Source organism: Thalassovita autumnalis, from assembly GCF_001458255.1.
Lineage (GTDB): Bacteria > Pseudomonadota > Alphaproteobacteria > Rhodobacterales > Rhodobacteraceae > Thalassobius > Thalassobius autumnalis.
Genome location: NZ_CYSB01000038.1, coordinates 49919 through 65248, shown reverse-complemented (window position 1 = coordinate 65248; position 15330 = coordinate 49919). Strand labels below are relative to the sequence as shown.

Genomic DNA, 15330 nt, shown 5'->3' with positions numbered 1-15330 from the left:
TTTGACCCGGATCAACTTATGCTGTGGCTTTCTTAAAATAACGGCACCCGGCCCATGGCTCGTAAGATCTAGTCCCCGCATCCCAGCGAGAACAACGGCAACAAAAACGGCGCGCGGAAGCCCCACGCGCCGTGTGTTTTCATATCAGAGAGGTAGCGCTTAGCGCTGCGAGCTCTGCCAATTGGGGTTGATCCAGGGCGCGGCATTGTCCGACGGCAACGGCCCACGACCCAGCACAGCGTCTGACACTTTTTCGCCCACCATGATCGACGGCCCGTTGAGGTTGCCATTGGTGATCCGCGGGAAGACCGAGCTGTCAGCGACGCGCAAGCCCTCAACCCCGATCACCCGCGCCTGCGGGTCAACCACGGCCATCGGATCATCAGCACGCCCCATCCGGCATGTGCCACAAGGGTGATAGGCGCTTTCAGCGTGTTCGCGGATAAACCCGTTCAACTCATCATCGGTGACCAGATCCTTGCCCGGTTGGATCTCATGTTTGACGAAAGGCTTGAACGCCTCCTGGCCAAAGATCTCACGGGTAAGGCGCAGACACTGGCGGAAATCGCGCCAGTCGCTTTCTTCGCTCATGTAGTTGAAACGGATGACCGGCGCGTCCTTCGGATCGGCGGAGCGCAGGGTCACATTGCCCCGGCTTTCCGACCGCATCGGCCCGACATGCGCCTGGAACCCATGCCCCTCGGCCGCGGCCTTGCCATCGTAGCGCACCGCCAACGGCAGGAAGTGATACTGGATATCCGGGTAATCAATCCCCTCACGTGAGCGGATGAAAGCAGCACTTTCAAACTGGTTCGAGGCGCCCAGACCGGTTTTGGTAAAGAGCCACTGCGCCCCCACCATCGCTTTGCGCACCAGCGGCCAGTATTTATAGAGGGTGATCGGCTGGCTTGCCGCCATCTGGAAATAGACCTCCAGATGGTCCTGCAGGTTCTGCCCGACGCCGGGCCGGTCCGCGACCACTTCAATCCCATGCTCTGCCAGATGCTGCGCCGGGCCAATCCCCGACAGCATCAACAGCTTGGGCGAGTTTAGCGAGGACGCCGACAGGATCACCTCACGGCGGGCCGAAATCACCTCAACCTTGCCGCCGCGCTTGATCTCCACCCCGGTGGCGCGACCATTTTCGATCACCACTTTGCAGGCAAGGCCGCGGATCAGTTCACAGTTTTCACACTCCAGCGCCGGACGCAGATAGGCATTGGCCGCCGACCAACGGCGCCCTTTGTAGACGGTCTGCTCCATCGGGCCGAAGCCCTCTTGCTGTTCGCCGTTGTAATCCTGCGTGACCGGGTAGCCCGCCTGCCGTCCCGCCTCAACAAAGGCGGCGTGCAGCGGGTTGTTGCGGGGCCCCCGGGTGACATGCAGCGGGCCATCAGTGCCGCGCCAGCTGGGATCGCCGCCATGACCGCCGTCGTGCCAGCTTTCCATACGTTTGTAATAGGGCAGCACATCCGCATAGCCCCAGCCATCCGCGCCCTGATCGCGCCAGTGGTCGAAATCATGAGCATGGCCGCGCACATAGACCATCCCGTTGATGGAGGAGGATCCACCAATCACCTTGCCGCGTGGACAGACCAGTTCGCGGTTGTTCAGATGCGGCTCCGGCTCTGACATATAGCCCCAATCATAAAGGCTCATGTTCATGGGATAACTCAGCGCCGCCGGCATCTGAATAAAGGGGCCCACATCGGTGCCCCCGTGTTCGATCACAATGACCGATGCACCGGCTTCGCTCAGCCGGTAAGCCATGGCGCACCCGGCAGAGCCCGCGCCGACAATGACAAAATCCGCTTCCATTTCGCTTCTCCAGAAACAGATGTGGCCCGCCCCTGCCCCCTTAGGACGCGCCAGATCTTGAAAGATCCCCCGGCGCATCGGGGCGGGTGGGTGGGCGATGGGCCGGGGGATCTGCCCCCAACCCGCTCAAACCTCAGAATGCTGCTTCGCAGGCATCCAGACGTACAAAGACCGACTTCAGCTCGCTGTAGTGGTTGATCGCGGTTTTGGCGTTTTCACGGCCAACCCCGGACATTTTCGACCCGCCAAACGGCACTTCGACCGGCGCATCATTGTAGGAGTTGATGAAGCAGGTGCCTGCCTCAAACCCTGCAACCATGCGGTGGCCGCGCGCCAGATCGGCGGTGAAGACGCCAGCGGCCAGACCAAATTCGGTGTCATTGGCGCGTGCCAGAACCTCGTCTTCGTCGTCAAAGTCAAGCACACACATCACCGGGCCAAAGATCTCTTCGCGTGCCACAACCATATCGTCGGTCACATCGGCAAAGACGGTTGGTTCAATCCAGTAACCCTCCTGATCCAGCCGGTTGCCCCCGGCGACCAGACGCGCGCCCTCTTCTTTGCCTTTGGCGATATAGCCTTCGACGATCGCCAGCTGCGCGGCTGAAACCATGGGGCCGAAGTTCACGCTCTCATCAAGCGGATCGCCCATTTTGGCGCCCTGCAGACGTTCGGCCAGACGGTTCAAAAACGCCTCTTTGATGCCTTTCTGAACAAAGACACGGGTGCCGTTTGAACAGACCTGGCCGGTGGAATAGAAGTTCGCGTTGATCGCGCCGCTGACCGCGCTGTCGAGGTCGGCGTCATCAAAGACCACCAGCGGGGATTTGCCGCCCAATTCCATGGTGACATGTTTCATGCCCTCGGCCGCCGCCGCATAGACCTTGCGCCCGGTCGGCACTGATCCGGTCAGCGAGACCTTGTTCACCCGCGGATCCGTCACCAGTGGCGCGCCCACTTTGCCGGTGCCCTGCACCACGTTGTAAAGGCCAGCGGGCAGACCGGCCTCATGCAGGATTTCCGCCACTTTCAGCGCCGACAAGGGTGTGGTTTCCGACGGCTTGAAGATCATCGCATTGCCACAGGCCAGCGCCGGTGCGCCTTTCCAGCAGGCGATCTGCGTCGGGTAGTTCCAGGCACCAATGCCCACACAAAGGCCCAGCGCCTCACGCATGGTATAGGCGAAGTTGCCGTCGCCTAGCGCGATGTGTTCGCCGGTCAGGCTGCCTGCAAGACCACCAAAATATTCCAGTGCATCGGCGCCCGAGGTGGCATCTGCCACCAGCGTTTCCTGCAACGGCTTGCCGGTGTCATGGGTTTCCAGAACCGAAAGCTCATGATTGCGCTCGCGGATGATATCGGCGGCGCGGCGCAGAATGCGGCCGCGTTCGGTGCCCGACATCGCTGCCCAGGCCTGTTGCGCCGCCAGCGCGCTGGTGATCGCCTCTTCGATCACCGCTTCGGTGGCTTCATGCACCTTGGCAATCACCTCACCTGTGGCGGGGTAGATCACGTCAATCACCGCCCCTGTGGTATCTTCAACGTAACGGCCATTGATGAAATGGCTGCCTTCTGGCTGGTATTTGTAACTCATTGCGTTCCCTTTCGGAAATGTCCCTGCCGCGCATGGCGCGGGTCAGGCCTGTTCATCTTGATCTTTGGTCCTGTGCCCGTTCGGGCGGCCCTGGGGGCGGTCAGAGGGGCAATCCGGGCCGTTACCCCTGATGCGCCGCCACCTCATGGGCAAAACTCTGCATCACCAGTTCCACGGCGGCGCCCTGCGCAATCTCACCGCGGCCCAGCGACTGTTTCAGATAGGCGCCGTCGACCAGCGCCGCGATCCGTTCAGCCACCTCTGGCGCGGCCGGTCCAACCAGCGGGCGCAGCGCAAACCTGAGATTTGAGCGCAGCCGCATCTGGTAGACGTTCAGCAACCGCCTCGCCTCGTCTGACACCTGGGCCAGAACGTAGAAATTCAACCAGGCCGCCACCACTTCGCTGCGGAAATTGGTCTGGCTGAAGCTGGATTTCACAATCGCCTCAACACGTTCCAGCGGCGTCGCCGCCATGCCGATCGCGCCACGCACCTCAGCCGCGTAGACCGCCAGCGTGTGCCGCATCGCTGCAAGAAAGATCTGCTCTTTGCCACCAAAGTAATGATGCGCCAAAGCCGAGGACATCCCTGCCCTCTTGGCAATCTGGCTCACGGTCACATCCAATGTGCCCGTTTCACCGATCTCGGCAATCGTCGCTTTTACAAGCGCAGCCCGCCGTATAGGCTCCATTCCAAGCTTCGGCATCGGATACTCGTAGAATAATTCTTGCCAGGCTAAGCTAATTTGTTTTTTATTGACTCGTCAATCAAGAAAAAACACGACAACACTCAGGGAGGTCATGATGACCCTTAAGACAACTCTTTCCGCGCTGGCCCTTGTGGCAGCCACACCTGCCTTGGCCGATTGCGGCAAGGTTACCTTCTCTGATGTGGGCTGGACCGACATCACCGCCACCACCGCCGCAACCACCGTTGTGCTGGAAGCGCTGGGATATGAGACCGACATCAAGGTTCTGTCGGTGCCTGTGACCTACACCTCGATGGCCAATGGCGACGTTGACGTCTTCCTTGGCAACTGGATGCCCACCATGATCGGTGACATCGCCCCCTATTATGAGGCCGGCACCGTTGAGATTGTGCGCGCCAACCTGGAAGGCGCCAAATACACCCTCGCCGTGAACAAAGCCGCCGCCGATCTGGGCATCAAGGACTTTGCCGACATCAACGCCCAGCGTGACGCGCTGGACGGCAAGATCTTCGGCATTGAGCCGGGCAATGACGGCAACCGCCTGATCATGGAAATGATCGACAGCGACGCCTTTGGCCTGAAGGGTTTTGAGGTTGTTGAAAGCTCCGAACAGGGCATGCTGGCCCAGGTCGCCCGCGCCGTGCGCAAAGAAGACCCGATCGTCTTCCTCGGCTGGGAACCCCACCCGATGAACGCCAACTTTGAAATGTCCTACCTGACCGGTGGCGATGCGTTCTTTGGCCCGAACCTGGGCGGTGCCATCGTGAACACCAACGTGCGTCAGGGCTACATCAGCGAATGTGCCAACGTTGGTAAGATGCTGGAAAACCTTGAGTTTTCGCTGGCGATGGAAAACGAAATCATGGGTGCGATCCTGGATGACGGTGAAGAACCTGCAAAAGCGGCCGGCGCCTGGCTGAAAGACAACCCCGATGCCTTCATGGGCTGGCTGGATGGCGTGACCACCAAAGACGGTGGCGATGCTGTTGCCGCCGTCAAGGCCTCGCTGGGCATGTAAGCCAATACCGAACGCGCCAGACCATCCCGTCTGGCGCGTTTGTCTTTGCAATTGCCGCAAGCATGCGCAGCCAAGACCGATTCCTGTGAAACAGTCACAGTTAGACTGGCACCATTATTCTGGCACTATCACTCTGGGTGTCACACAGGATGTCACACAGGGCACGACCACATCACGTTTAGGGGGCCAAATGAACTGGCTTGAAGAAAGTAAGATCCCGGTTGGTAAGTGGATCGCAACAGGGTTTGACTGGCTCACCGATACGTTCGGCGATCTGTTCGACACGATTGATGACCTGCTGAGCAACGGCATCGACGGGTTCTTGTGGCTTTTGCAGGCCCCGCCCGCTCTGGTGATCGTGGCGCTGTTTGCCGCCCTGACCTATTACCTGCAGCGCAGCTGGCCGCGGGTGGTGCTGGTCACCCTGTGTTTCCTTTACGTGCTGAACCAGGGCTATTGGGAAGAAACCACCGAAAGCCTGACGCTGATCTTCTTTGCGGTGCTGTTCTGTATGGGGGTTGGCGTGCCGATCGGCATCTACGCCGCCCACCGGCCGCGGTTTTACAAAACCATCCTTCCGGTTCTGGACATGATGCAGACCATCCCGACCTTCGTCTATCTGATCCCGATGATCGTGCTGTTTGGCATCGGCATGGTGCCTGGCCTTGTGGCGACCTTCATCTTTGTGCTGCCGGCCCCGATCCGGCTGACCCAGCTGGGTGTCTCGCAGGTGCCCACCGCCCTGACCGAAGCGGGTCAGGCCTTTGGCGCCACCAAATTTCAAACCCTGTGGAAGATTGAGCTGCCCTCAGCCTTCCCGCAGATCATGACCGGGTTGAACCAGACCATCATGCTGTCGCTTTCAATGGTGGTGATCGCTGCCCTGGTGGGCGCGGATGGCCTTGGGGTGCCGGTGGTGCGGGCGCTGAACACGGTGAACGCCTCACTGGGGTTTGAAAGCGGGCTGGTGATTGTGGCGGTGGCCATTGCCCTTGACCGAATGCTGCGGGTGGAGCGCTGATATGACTGCTGTTGTTTTTGATAACGTCTCCATCGTCTTTGGCGACAATCCCGAACAGGCCCTGCCGCTGATGGACCAGGGCCAAAGCCGCTCGGAAATTCAGGCCAGCACCGGTCAGGTGCTGGGGGTGCACAATTGTTCACTCACCGTCGACAAGGGCGAAATCCTTGTTCTCATGGGGCTTTCCGGCTCCGGCAAGTCGACCTTGCTGCGTGCCGTCAACGGGTTGAACCCGGTGGCGCGCGGCAGTGTTTCGGTGGCCACCGACCATGGGTTGGTGAATATCACCGAAACGGATGAAAAGACCCTGCGCAACGTGCGCCAGCACGATGTTGCGATGGTTTTCCAGCAATTTGGCCTGCTGCCCTGGCGCACAGTGCGTGAAAACGTCTGGCTGGGGCTGGAACTTGCCGGCATGTCCAAGGCCGAGCGGCAGGAAAAAACCGATGAGCAATTGGCGCTGGTTGGCCTGTCCGATTGGGGCGACCGCAAAGTCTCTGACCTTTCGGGCGGGATGCAGCAACGTGTGGGCCTGGCCCGCGCCTTTGCCACCGACGCGCCGATCCTGCTGATGGATGAGCCGTTTTCAGCCCTTGATCCGCTGATCCGCACCCGGTTGCAGGATGAGCTGCTGGAGCTGCAGGAAAAACTGCACCGCACCATCATTTTCGTCAGTCACGATCTTGATGAAGCGTTCAAGATCGGCAACCGCATCGCCATCATGGAGGGCGGCCGCATTGTGCAATGTGGCACCCCGCAGCAGATCTTCACCGATCCGGCAACCGAATATGTCGCCGATTTCGTCGCCCATATGAACCCGCTGGGCGTTCTTTGCGCCCGTGACGTCATGGAACCCGCCAGCGGCACCCACAGCGTGGCCCTGCCGCCCGAAAGCGACATTCGTGATGTCATGGCACAGGCCCAAAACGGACCTGTAGCCGTGGTTGAAAATGGCGAGATCATCGGCCAGATCACCGCCCAAGCTGTTCTGGAAAAGCTGCTGGACCCGCGCGGCACCTGAGCCAACACAGCAGCTATTCTTAAGACAAGTTTCAGAGGCCCGCCCGCGGCCTCTGAACGGCGCCTCAGACTCAGCTTAACTGCAAAAGGTTAAAGTTTGGTTGCCGGCGATGGTGGGGTCAGCCGCCGTTTCAATACAGCCTCGCGCCAGGTGATGAATGTGACCGCGCCTAGGATCACCAAACCGCCAATTATCACCCAGATATCAAGACCTTCGTCGAAGACAAAATAGCCCAGAAGCACCGCCCAAAGCAGTTGCAAAAAGGTGACCGGCTGGGTCACAGTCACCGGCGCAGCCGCAAAGGCCAGCGTCATTGTGTAATGGGCCGCCGTCGCCGCAGAGGCCACAACGAACAGCACGCCAAGACTATAAAGATCCGGTCGCACCCAATTTGCCAGCGCCACCGGCGCAAGCCCGATAGCCACAGTGATCGACAGCATTGTGACAACCAGCGACGGGTTTACCACATCACTTAGGCGTTTCGCCATCAGATAAGACGCCCCGAAGGCCAGTGCGGCGAATATCATCGCCCAATGGCCCGGGCTGACCTCACGCACCCCAGGCCGCAAAATGATCAGCGCACCAATCAGCGCCCCTGCAACGGCCAGCAAGCGACGCAGATGCAAGCGTTCGCCCAGAAACAAAGCCGCGCCGAGGGTGACATAGATCGGCGACAGGTAATTCATCGCGGTGACATCGGCGATAGGGATCCGCGCCATGGCGTAAAACCACAGAGAGACGCCAAAGGAATGTGCCAGGCCGCGCCAGACAAACAGCCGCCAAGTGGCGGCATTGATCTCCGACAACTGACTGCGCACCAGCACCGGCACAACAAAGATAAGCCCCAAAACATAACGCAAAAAGGAGGCTTGGGCGGCAGGCAATGTTGTCCCCAACAGCTTCACCAGCGCAGTCACGCAGACAAAAAGCAGCCCTGTCACCACCATCCAGCCGATGGCTGCGCTCACCCTATTGTCTGCCCTGTCATTCATGCACGCATGAAGACATGGGTTCGGCGGAACCACAAGCCATATCCCTTGCGCAAAGCAATTGCTGGCTTGGTCAGAGCAACAGGCTCACCGCAATGAGCCACATCACACACCCGATGGCAAAATCCAGTATCTGCCACGCGACAGGCCGCTCAAAGATCGGTGCAAGCAAACGCGCGCCGTAGCCAAGCGCAAAGAAGAAGCAAAAGCTTGCGGTTACCGCCCCGACACCGAAGGCGACGCGATCGTCATATTGCGCCGCGATCGAGCCCAACAGCACCACCGTGTCCAGATAGACATGCGGATTGGCCCAGGTGAAGACCAGGCAGGTCGTCAGCGCGATCCAGAGGTTGCCAGCGCTGCTATCGCCCCCTTGCATGTTGCCTTGCCCCCTCCAGGCAGAAAGAAAAGCCTTTGCCCCATAAAACAGTAGAAACGCTGCGCCACCAAACCGCATCACGCCCTCCAGCCAAGGCAGCCGTTCAACCAACACACCAAACCCAGCGACACCAGCAGCGATAAGGACAGCGTCACTGATCGCGCAGACCAGCACGATCGGCAGCACATGCTGCCGCCGAATACCCTGACGCAGCACAAACGCATTTTGAGCCCCGATCGCCACAATCAGGGACAGCCCCAGTCCAAAGCCCGCAAACATCGCCGTCATAGGTCACCTCATAAGTCTTAAATTTTGACTAACGCCGCGGGGTCGGTTAGTCGATTTAAAGTTTTTCTATTTAGATTAGGGATTCTTATGCTGGATTATACCCAACTTGAAACACTCGCCGCCGTTTTGCGTCTTGGCAGTTTCGATCTGGCCGCGGCGCAGTTGAACATTACCCAGTCTGCGGTGTCTCAACGTATTCGCCAACTGGAAGAACATGTTGGCGCGCCCCTGGTGCAACGGGGCAGCCCTTGCACCGGGACAGAAATCGGCAACCGCCTGGCCCGGCACCTACAGGAGGTCGCATTGCTGGAAGCCCGGGTCACGGGCAAAGCAGCGGGGCCAGCCGCCAGGATGCGCATTGCGGTCAATGCCGACAGCCTGGCCACTTGGGTTCTAGAAGCATTGGCCCAGGTTCCAGACCACCTCTACGATGTGGTGGTGGATGACCAGGATCACTCCGCCGAATGGCTGAAACGAGGTGAAGTGAGCGCTGCAATCACGTCGGTCGCCAATCCGCCCCGCGGATGTGAGTCCATTCCATTGGGTGCGATGCGTTATGTGGCCTCAGCCAGCCCAAAATACGTTCAGAAACACTTCCAAAATGGTGTGGATAAGTCGAGCATTGAGTCGGCTCCATTCTTAGTTTTCAACAGAAAAGATAAGCTTCAAAGCACTTGGATTAAACAAAATTTTGGAATTATCCACAGCACATACTTCCATCAAATTCCATCCACACAAGGGTTCGTCGAAGCCGCCCGGCTGGGTCTGGGCTGGGGCATGAACCCACATGGTCTTGTGGATAATTATTTGGCCTCAGGCGAGCTTGTTCGGCTAGTTGCCGGCAGCGATTTGCATGTGTCACTCTTTTGGCAGCACTCACGCCTGTTTTCGGACATGCTGTCGCCGTTGACTGATGCCATCAGGGCTGTCGCAAAGGAGAACTTGGAAAATGTGGATAAATTGGTGATTATATAATAATATGAATTAAATAGATAAAAATCAAAAACCCACAAACTTATCCACATACAAATGTGGATAAGCTTAACCCGCCCAGTAAGTCCTCAGATTTATCTACATGCCAAAAGTTATCCACATTTTATCCACAGGCATTACCCGGGACAACTAATTGACATGTCTAGATCGAGGTCCAGTTACTCTTGGCGCGAAGGTTGCAGGGTTCTGCCCCCTTCATTAACTGCGGCAATTCCTTGCCATCCGTCATCGCAAGCCGGTTCACGGCACGTTTCAAACGCGCAAACACCGCTCAATCGCAGATGTCATGTTTGGACAAGCCTGCGGACCTTAGAGCAAAGATTGGGTCCGGAAATGAGTCATTTTGGCTAGCGGTCGCACTAGACCGCTAGCCGCGTACGCGTCACGGAAGCCTCTTTCCCTACGCCAAACGGAAAAAGGCGGCGCAAATGCACCGCCTTTCTTTCAATGTCTGAAGCTGAGCGCGCTTAGAGCTGCGCCATAACCTCATCCGAGGCTTCGAAGTTTGTGGTTACACGCTGAACGTCATCATCGTCCTCCAGCGCATCCACCAGCTTCATCAGCTTCTGCATGCCTTCGAGATCCAATTCGGTGGTGGTGGTGGGTTTCCAAACCAGTTTGGTCGATTCAGATTCCCCTAGCTCTGCCTCCAAAGCGCCGGACACTTCGTGCAGATCACTGTCTGCACAGTAAATCAGGTGGCCCTCTTCCGAGCTTTCCACATCCTCAGCGCCCGCCTCGATCGCGGCCATCATCACGGTGTCCGCATCGCCTGCGTCGGCGGTGTAGGTCACTTCGCCTTTACGGTCGAACATGAAGCCAACGGAGCCGGTTTCGCCAAGGTTGCCGCCGTTTTTGGTGAAGGTGGAGCGTACGGTGGAGGCGGTGCGGTTCCGGTTGTCGGTCATCGCTTCCACGATCACGGCCACGCCGTTCGGGCCATAGCCTTCGTAGCGGATTTCTTCGTAATCGTCGCCTTCACCCGCCGCCGATTTCTTGATCGCGCGTTCAATCACGTCCTTGGGGACGGACTGGCTCTTGGCTTCTTTTACGGCCAGGCGCAGGCGCGGGTTCTTTTCCGGATCAGGGTCGCCCATTTTTGCGGCGACGGTGATTTCTTTCGACAGCTTTGAAAACAGCTTGGACCGCGCGGCGTCCTGGCGGCCTTTGCGGTGCTGAATGTTTGCCCATTTTGAGTGGCCAGCCATGGCACCCTCCGTTCGTATTGTCCTGTTTGGACCGATCTATAAAGGAGCGGCGCAGGGGGCTGCAAGCCTGCCACCGCTTCAATCCCGGCGAAAGCGTGCTCAGAACACCTTATTTTCCTGAATATTGCGGCAGGGTCACGTCAGAGCGGCCAAATCACCGGGATCAACGCCGAGGCCAGGAGCCCCATCGTGAGGTTGAGCGGCACGCCAACCCGCAGGAAATCGGTGAATTTATAGCCGCCGGGGCCGTAAACCAGCATATTTGTCTGATAGCCGATGGGCGTGGCAAAGCTGCAGGATGCCGCGACCATCACGGCAATCACCAGCGGGCGCGGGTCGATGCCCATGGCGCCGGCCAGGCCAATGGCGATCGGGGTGACCACAACGGCAACTGCGTTGTTTGACACCATTTCGGTTAACACCGAAGTCAAAAGGTAAATGGCCCAGACAATCAGGAAGGGCGGCAATTGGCCCAGCCAGGGTGCGATCGCATCGACAATTAAGGCAACAGCGCCAGTATGTTGCAGGGAGGCACCGATGGCCAGCATGGCAAAGATAAGGGCCAGCAGACGCCCCTCAATAAAGGTAAACGCCTCCTCGCTGTCGATGCAGCGGCTGACTAGCACCAGCGCCACGCCAATGACCGACAGGTGGAACAGCGGTGCGACGCCCAGTGCGGCAAGCCCAACGATTGCAAGCAATGTGGCCACCGCCAGCGGGGCATGCCCACGACGGTAGGCTTTGACGGATGGCTGTGTGACATCAACCATATCCATATCAGAGGCCAGGCGCTGCACATCTTCGGGCGCGCCTTCTAGCAGCAGCGTGTCGCCGACACGCACCACCTGTTCATCCAACTGGCCGCTGATGTTCTGGTTCCGCCGGTGCAGCGCCAGCGGATAAACACCATAGCGGCGACGCAGACGCATGGAGCCCAGCGCGCGGCCCACCATTTTGCAGCCCGGCGTGATCAGCACCTCCACCGTTGAGGTTTCTACGGCCCCAACCTGATCCAATCGTTTCAGACTTTTGTTGCGCTGCAGGCTCAGCAACTCGGTCATTTGGGTTCGCAGCACCACGCGGTCGCCAACCTGCAGCACCACATCTTTCATATTCCGCCGCAGCGATCGGTCCCCGCGCACCACGTCAATCAGGCGCACCCCTTCGCGTTTGAACAGCTGCACCCCGGCAACTTCACGGCCTATCAGGTTGGATTCAGGGGGGATCACGGCCTCGGTAAAGAACTTCATTTTAGAGCGATCGGACAGCATCGAGGCCATCGTCGTCCGCTCCGGCAACATCTTGCGACCGAAGAAATACAGGTAGGTCATCCCCCAGGCGACCAGCACCACGGCCAGTGGCGTGATCTCAAAAATCCCAAACCCTTCAAGGCCTTGACTGCGCGCCACCCCATCCACCAACAGGTTGGTTGAGGTGCCGATCAGGGTCAATGTCCCCCCAATGATCGCGCCGTAGCTGAGCGGGATCAGCATTTTCGAGGCGGAAACCCCCATGGTCCGGCCCAGCTGCACAAACACCGGGATCATCACCACCACAACCGGCGTATTGTTCATGATGGCCGAGGCCAGAACCACAAAGGCCATCAAAACCACAATGGCCAGTTTCGGGTTCGTGCGGCCGGCCCGATCCGCCAGGTTGGTAAAGGCCGCCAGGGCGCCAGTGCGCACCAAGGCCCCCATCACGATGAACATCGTCGCGATGGTCCAAGGTGCGGGGTTTGACAAAACGTCCAGCGCCGTCTCATAGGGCAGTAGCCCCAGCGCCAGTAACACCGCAACGCCGAAAATGGCCACAACTTCGGTGGGGAATATCTCTTTGATAAACAGGGCAAACATGCCCAGCACCACGCAGAGGCTCAACACCGCCTGGCCGGTCTGCGACAGCTCCATCAACGCCATATACTTCGCCCGAACTTAGGTCATTCCCCGTTAGTGTGGCGCAGGGGCGCAGCGGCAACAAGAGGGATCTGCCTTCGCGGCTGCACGAAGAAGACCCCCAGTAACATCAATGCCATAGCCCCCCAGAACGAGCTGGCGTAGTTTTCCCCGAGGATCGCCATGGCCCAGAAGATGCCAAAGCCGGTCACCAGATAGGCCACCTGAGAGGCAAAAACCGCCCCCGCCCGCCCCACAAGCCAGACATAGCCAGTGTAAACAAGCGCATGGATCATCGCCGAGGCCACCAGCGCCAGATCGGGCAGCGCATAAGGCGGCGCAGGGCTGATCCACTGTCCTGTCACAATCGCCAAAGGCAAAGCAATCACCACCCCGAGCAGAGAGGCGAGGAACAGCAATTCAACCGGCGACAGATCACCGGTGCCCCATTTTGCGACGCCATTGCCCTCCAACCCGTAGCAGATCGGGGCAATCACAGCCAAAGGCAACAAGGCCAACATCGCCGCATCTGGCAATGCCTCACCAGGCAGGACCAGCAGGGCCACAGCCAGGGCGCCAAGGCTCAGGCCCAGAAACTTGCGCGCGCTAAACTGTTCGTTGCCCATGACCAGCGCCAAAGGAAAGGCACAAATCGGCACCAGCGATAGCAGCAACGCCAATATCCCAGCTGGTAGGTTCATTGCCGCTCGATAGCTGGCCGCGTTGGGCACGATCGTCCCGATCACCGCAACAAACAGTCCCATGCGCAATTGCGCCCGCCCCAGTTTTGGCCAGCTGCCACGCACCCAACATATGACGCCGAGGATCAGTGACGTGATCACCAACTGCCAAAATATCAAACCAAATGGCGCATAGCCGCCGCCGACGGCGATCTTTGCCAGAACCGAGTTCAGGCCCCATCCTGCGCCAAGAACCGCTAAGAAAAGGTAAAGACCGAGGGGATTTTTCACGTGTCAGCTCATCTTGTGGTTAAACGGAGTCAGGACCCGCTTGTTCCAGCCGCCCGCCCTGGCGCACCATCTTAACCACAGTCGCCTTACCGGTGCGATCGTCCGTTTCAACATAAACACCTGACAACGTTGCCTCCCCCAGGGCGGGGGTGAAGCGGGACTTGGGCATGCCGGTCACAAAACGGCGCATCGGTTCGGCCTTTTCCATACCGATGACGCTGTTGTAGTCGCCGCACATTCCCGCATCCGTCAGGTAGGCCGTGCCGCCGGGCAAAATCTGCGCATCGCCGGTGGGCACATGGGTGTGGGTTCCCACAACAACGCTGGCGCGCCCGTCGCAGTAATGCCCCATACCCATCTTTTCGCTGGTCGCCTCACAGTGCACGTCCACCAGCGCGGCCTGAACGGCGCCGCCCAGAACATGCTGACGCAGCACCGCATCCACCGCCGAAAACGGATCGTCAAACGCCCGTTTCATAAAGACATTTCCCAGAACCTGGGTCACAAGGATCTTGCGCCCACGGCGGTCAGAAAACACCCGATGCCCCCGTCCCGGTGCGCCCTTGGCGAAGTTCAGCGGCCGCAGGATGCGCGGTTCACGTTCGATGAACTGCAACATGTCCTTTTGGTCAAAGGCGTGATCGCCAAGGGTCACGCAATCCGCCCCGGCATCCAACAGAACCTTTGCGTGCTCTGCCGACAAGCCCATTCCGTTGCTGGCGTTTTCGCCGTTCACCACAACAAAGTCCAACCGCCACGCGTCGCGCAGTTTCGGCAGGGTTTCGACCACAGCGCGCCGCCCCGCACGCCCCATTACATCGCCTAAGAACAATACTTTCATGCCCTCTGCCTAGGCGGCAGCGGGTGATGTGGCAAGGGGCACATGCCCGTTTCGATCATGAATAGGGCAAAATTCCTAACAGTTCGTTACGCACATTAGGCAGCGGCAAAAGAATACGTCGCATCATAGCTGACAGGAAACGCGACAGAACGCGCGATAAAACATACTTCATGAATGCGCCCATGCAGCGCGTCAGCGACGGCAGGGTCGCTACCCGGCGCGAGCGTAATCTTTGGCCGCAGGGTGGCAGACAGGAACCGCCCTGCCCCGTTTGGCGCTGTTTCCCCCCGACCGATCGGCGCGTCCTGATAGCCGGTGACCACAACCTCTGCCTCTGACGCGAGGTGCAGATACCACAACATGTGGCAGGCCGAGAGCGCCGAAAGCAGCATATCTTCGGGGTTGTGAAGCGTCGGATCCCCCCCAAGCATCGGATCGTTAGAACAGTGAATGACCGGCTTGCCCGGGGTTTGGACCTGCCAGGTCCGTTCATAGGCGCGGTAGCTTTCCGTCCCCCGGCCCGTGTTGCCCGTCCAAAGGATCTGGGCGGTAAAGTCGTGCTCTTTCGTGGACAAATTCGGCATC

At 59.0% G+C, this 15330-nt stretch carries 14 protein-coding genes; 4 read left to right on the top strand and 10 right to left on the bottom strand.

Annotation, left to right across the window (positions count from 1 at the left end; all coding sequences use genetic code 11):
- Positions 1-159: 159 nt before the first annotated feature.
- The 3 genes from betA to betI form a co-directional block, all read right to left on the bottom strand.
- Positions 160-1818, bottom strand: a complete 1659-nt coding sequence (gene betA, locus TL5118_RS15050) for a choline dehydrogenase (protein WP_058244840.1) — start codon at positions 1816-1818, stop codon at positions 160-162.
- Positions 1819-1951: 133 nt separating this feature from the next.
- Entirely contained in the window at positions 1952-3412 is a 1461-nt protein-coding gene (gene betB, locus TL5118_RS15045) for a betaine-aldehyde dehydrogenase (RefSeq protein ID WP_058244841.1), read from the bottom strand.
- A 121-nt stretch (positions 3413-3533) separates the two neighbouring features.
- Complete coding sequence (gene betI, locus TL5118_RS15040; protein ID WP_106404226.1) at positions 3534-4118, bottom strand: choline-binding transcriptional repressor BetI; 585 nt, start codon at positions 4116-4118, stop codon at positions 3534-3536.
- Between the two features lie 97 nt (positions 4119-4215).
- On the opposite strand from betI, the gene choX reads away from it, so the two are divergent.
- From choX to choV, 3 genes are all read left to right on the top strand, one after another.
- The gene (gene choX, locus TL5118_RS15035; RefSeq protein WP_058244908.1) at positions 4216-5139 is read left to right on the top strand and encodes a choline ABC transporter substrate-binding protein; all 924 of its coding nucleotides are present in this window, start codon (positions 4216-4218) and stop codon (positions 5137-5139) included.
- 190 nt (positions 5140-5329) lie between these two features.
- A complete protein-coding gene (choW, locus tag TL5118_RS15030; RefSeq protein WP_058244843.1) occupies positions 5330-6160 on the top strand; it encodes a choline ABC transporter permease subunit in 831 nt (276 codons plus the stop codon).
- Position 6161: 1 nt separating this feature from the next.
- Positions 6162-7181: a choline ABC transporter ATP-binding protein gene (gene choV, locus TL5118_RS15025; RefSeq protein WP_058244844.1), complete on the top strand. Its 1020-nt coding sequence runs from the start codon at positions 6162-6164 to the stop codon at positions 7179-7181.
- Between the two features lie 89 nt (positions 7182-7270).
- On the opposite strand, the gene TL5118_RS15020 is transcribed toward choV, so the two are convergent.
- Both TL5118_RS15020 and TL5118_RS15015 read right to left on the bottom strand, forming a co-directional pair.
- Positions 7271-8173: a DMT family transporter gene (locus TL5118_RS15020; protein WP_058244845.1), complete on the bottom strand. Its 903-nt coding sequence runs from the start codon at positions 8171-8173 to the stop codon at positions 7271-7273.
- A 70-nt stretch (positions 8174-8243) separates the two neighbouring features.
- The gene (locus tag TL5118_RS15015) at positions 8244-8837 is read right to left on the bottom strand and encodes a LysE/ArgO family amino acid transporter (protein WP_058244846.1); all 594 of its coding nucleotides are present in this window, start codon (positions 8835-8837) and stop codon (positions 8244-8246) included.
- Between the two features lie 87 nt (positions 8838-8924).
- Here TL5118_RS15015 and TL5118_RS15010 point away from each other — a divergent pair, with 87 nt between their 5' ends.
- A complete protein-coding gene (locus TL5118_RS15010; protein WP_058244847.1) occupies positions 8925-9812 on the top strand; it encodes a LysR family transcriptional regulator ArgP in 888 nt (295 codons plus the stop codon).
- Between the two features lie 485 nt (positions 9813-10297).
- Here TL5118_RS15010 and TL5118_RS15005 read toward each other — a convergent pair whose 3' ends face one another.
- The 5 genes from TL5118_RS15005 to TL5118_RS14985 all read right to left on the bottom strand — a co-directional run bounded on the left by TL5118_RS15005 (position 10298) and on the right by TL5118_RS14985 (position 15329).
- Positions 10298-11038 (bottom strand): YebC/PmpR family DNA-binding transcriptional regulator, encoded by a 741-nt coding sequence (locus TL5118_RS15005; RefSeq protein ID WP_058244848.1) that lies wholly within the window; start codon positions 11036-11038, stop codon positions 10298-10300.
- A 140-nt stretch (positions 11039-11178) separates the two neighbouring features.
- Positions 11179-12957, bottom strand: coding sequence for an SLC13 family permease (locus tag TL5118_RS15000; protein WP_058244849.1), 1779 nt, complete (start codon positions 12955-12957; stop codon positions 11179-11181).
- Positions 12958-12977: 20 nt separating this feature from the next.
- The gene (locus tag TL5118_RS14995) at positions 12978-13904 is read right to left on the bottom strand and encodes a DMT family transporter (RefSeq protein ID WP_058244850.1); all 927 of its coding nucleotides are present in this window, start codon (positions 13902-13904) and stop codon (positions 12978-12980) included.
- Positions 13905-13923: 19 nt separating this feature from the next.
- On the bottom strand, positions 13924-14745 hold the full coding sequence (locus TL5118_RS14990) for a TIGR00282 family metallophosphoesterase (protein ID WP_058244851.1): 822 nt from the start codon (positions 14743-14745) through the stop codon (positions 13924-13926).
- A gap of 95 nt (positions 14746-14840) precedes the next feature.
- Positions 14841-15329: an OsmC family protein gene (locus TL5118_RS14985; protein WP_058244852.1), complete on the bottom strand. Its 489-nt coding sequence runs from the start codon at positions 15327-15329 to the stop codon at positions 14841-14843.
- Position 15330: the final 1 nt, after the last annotated feature.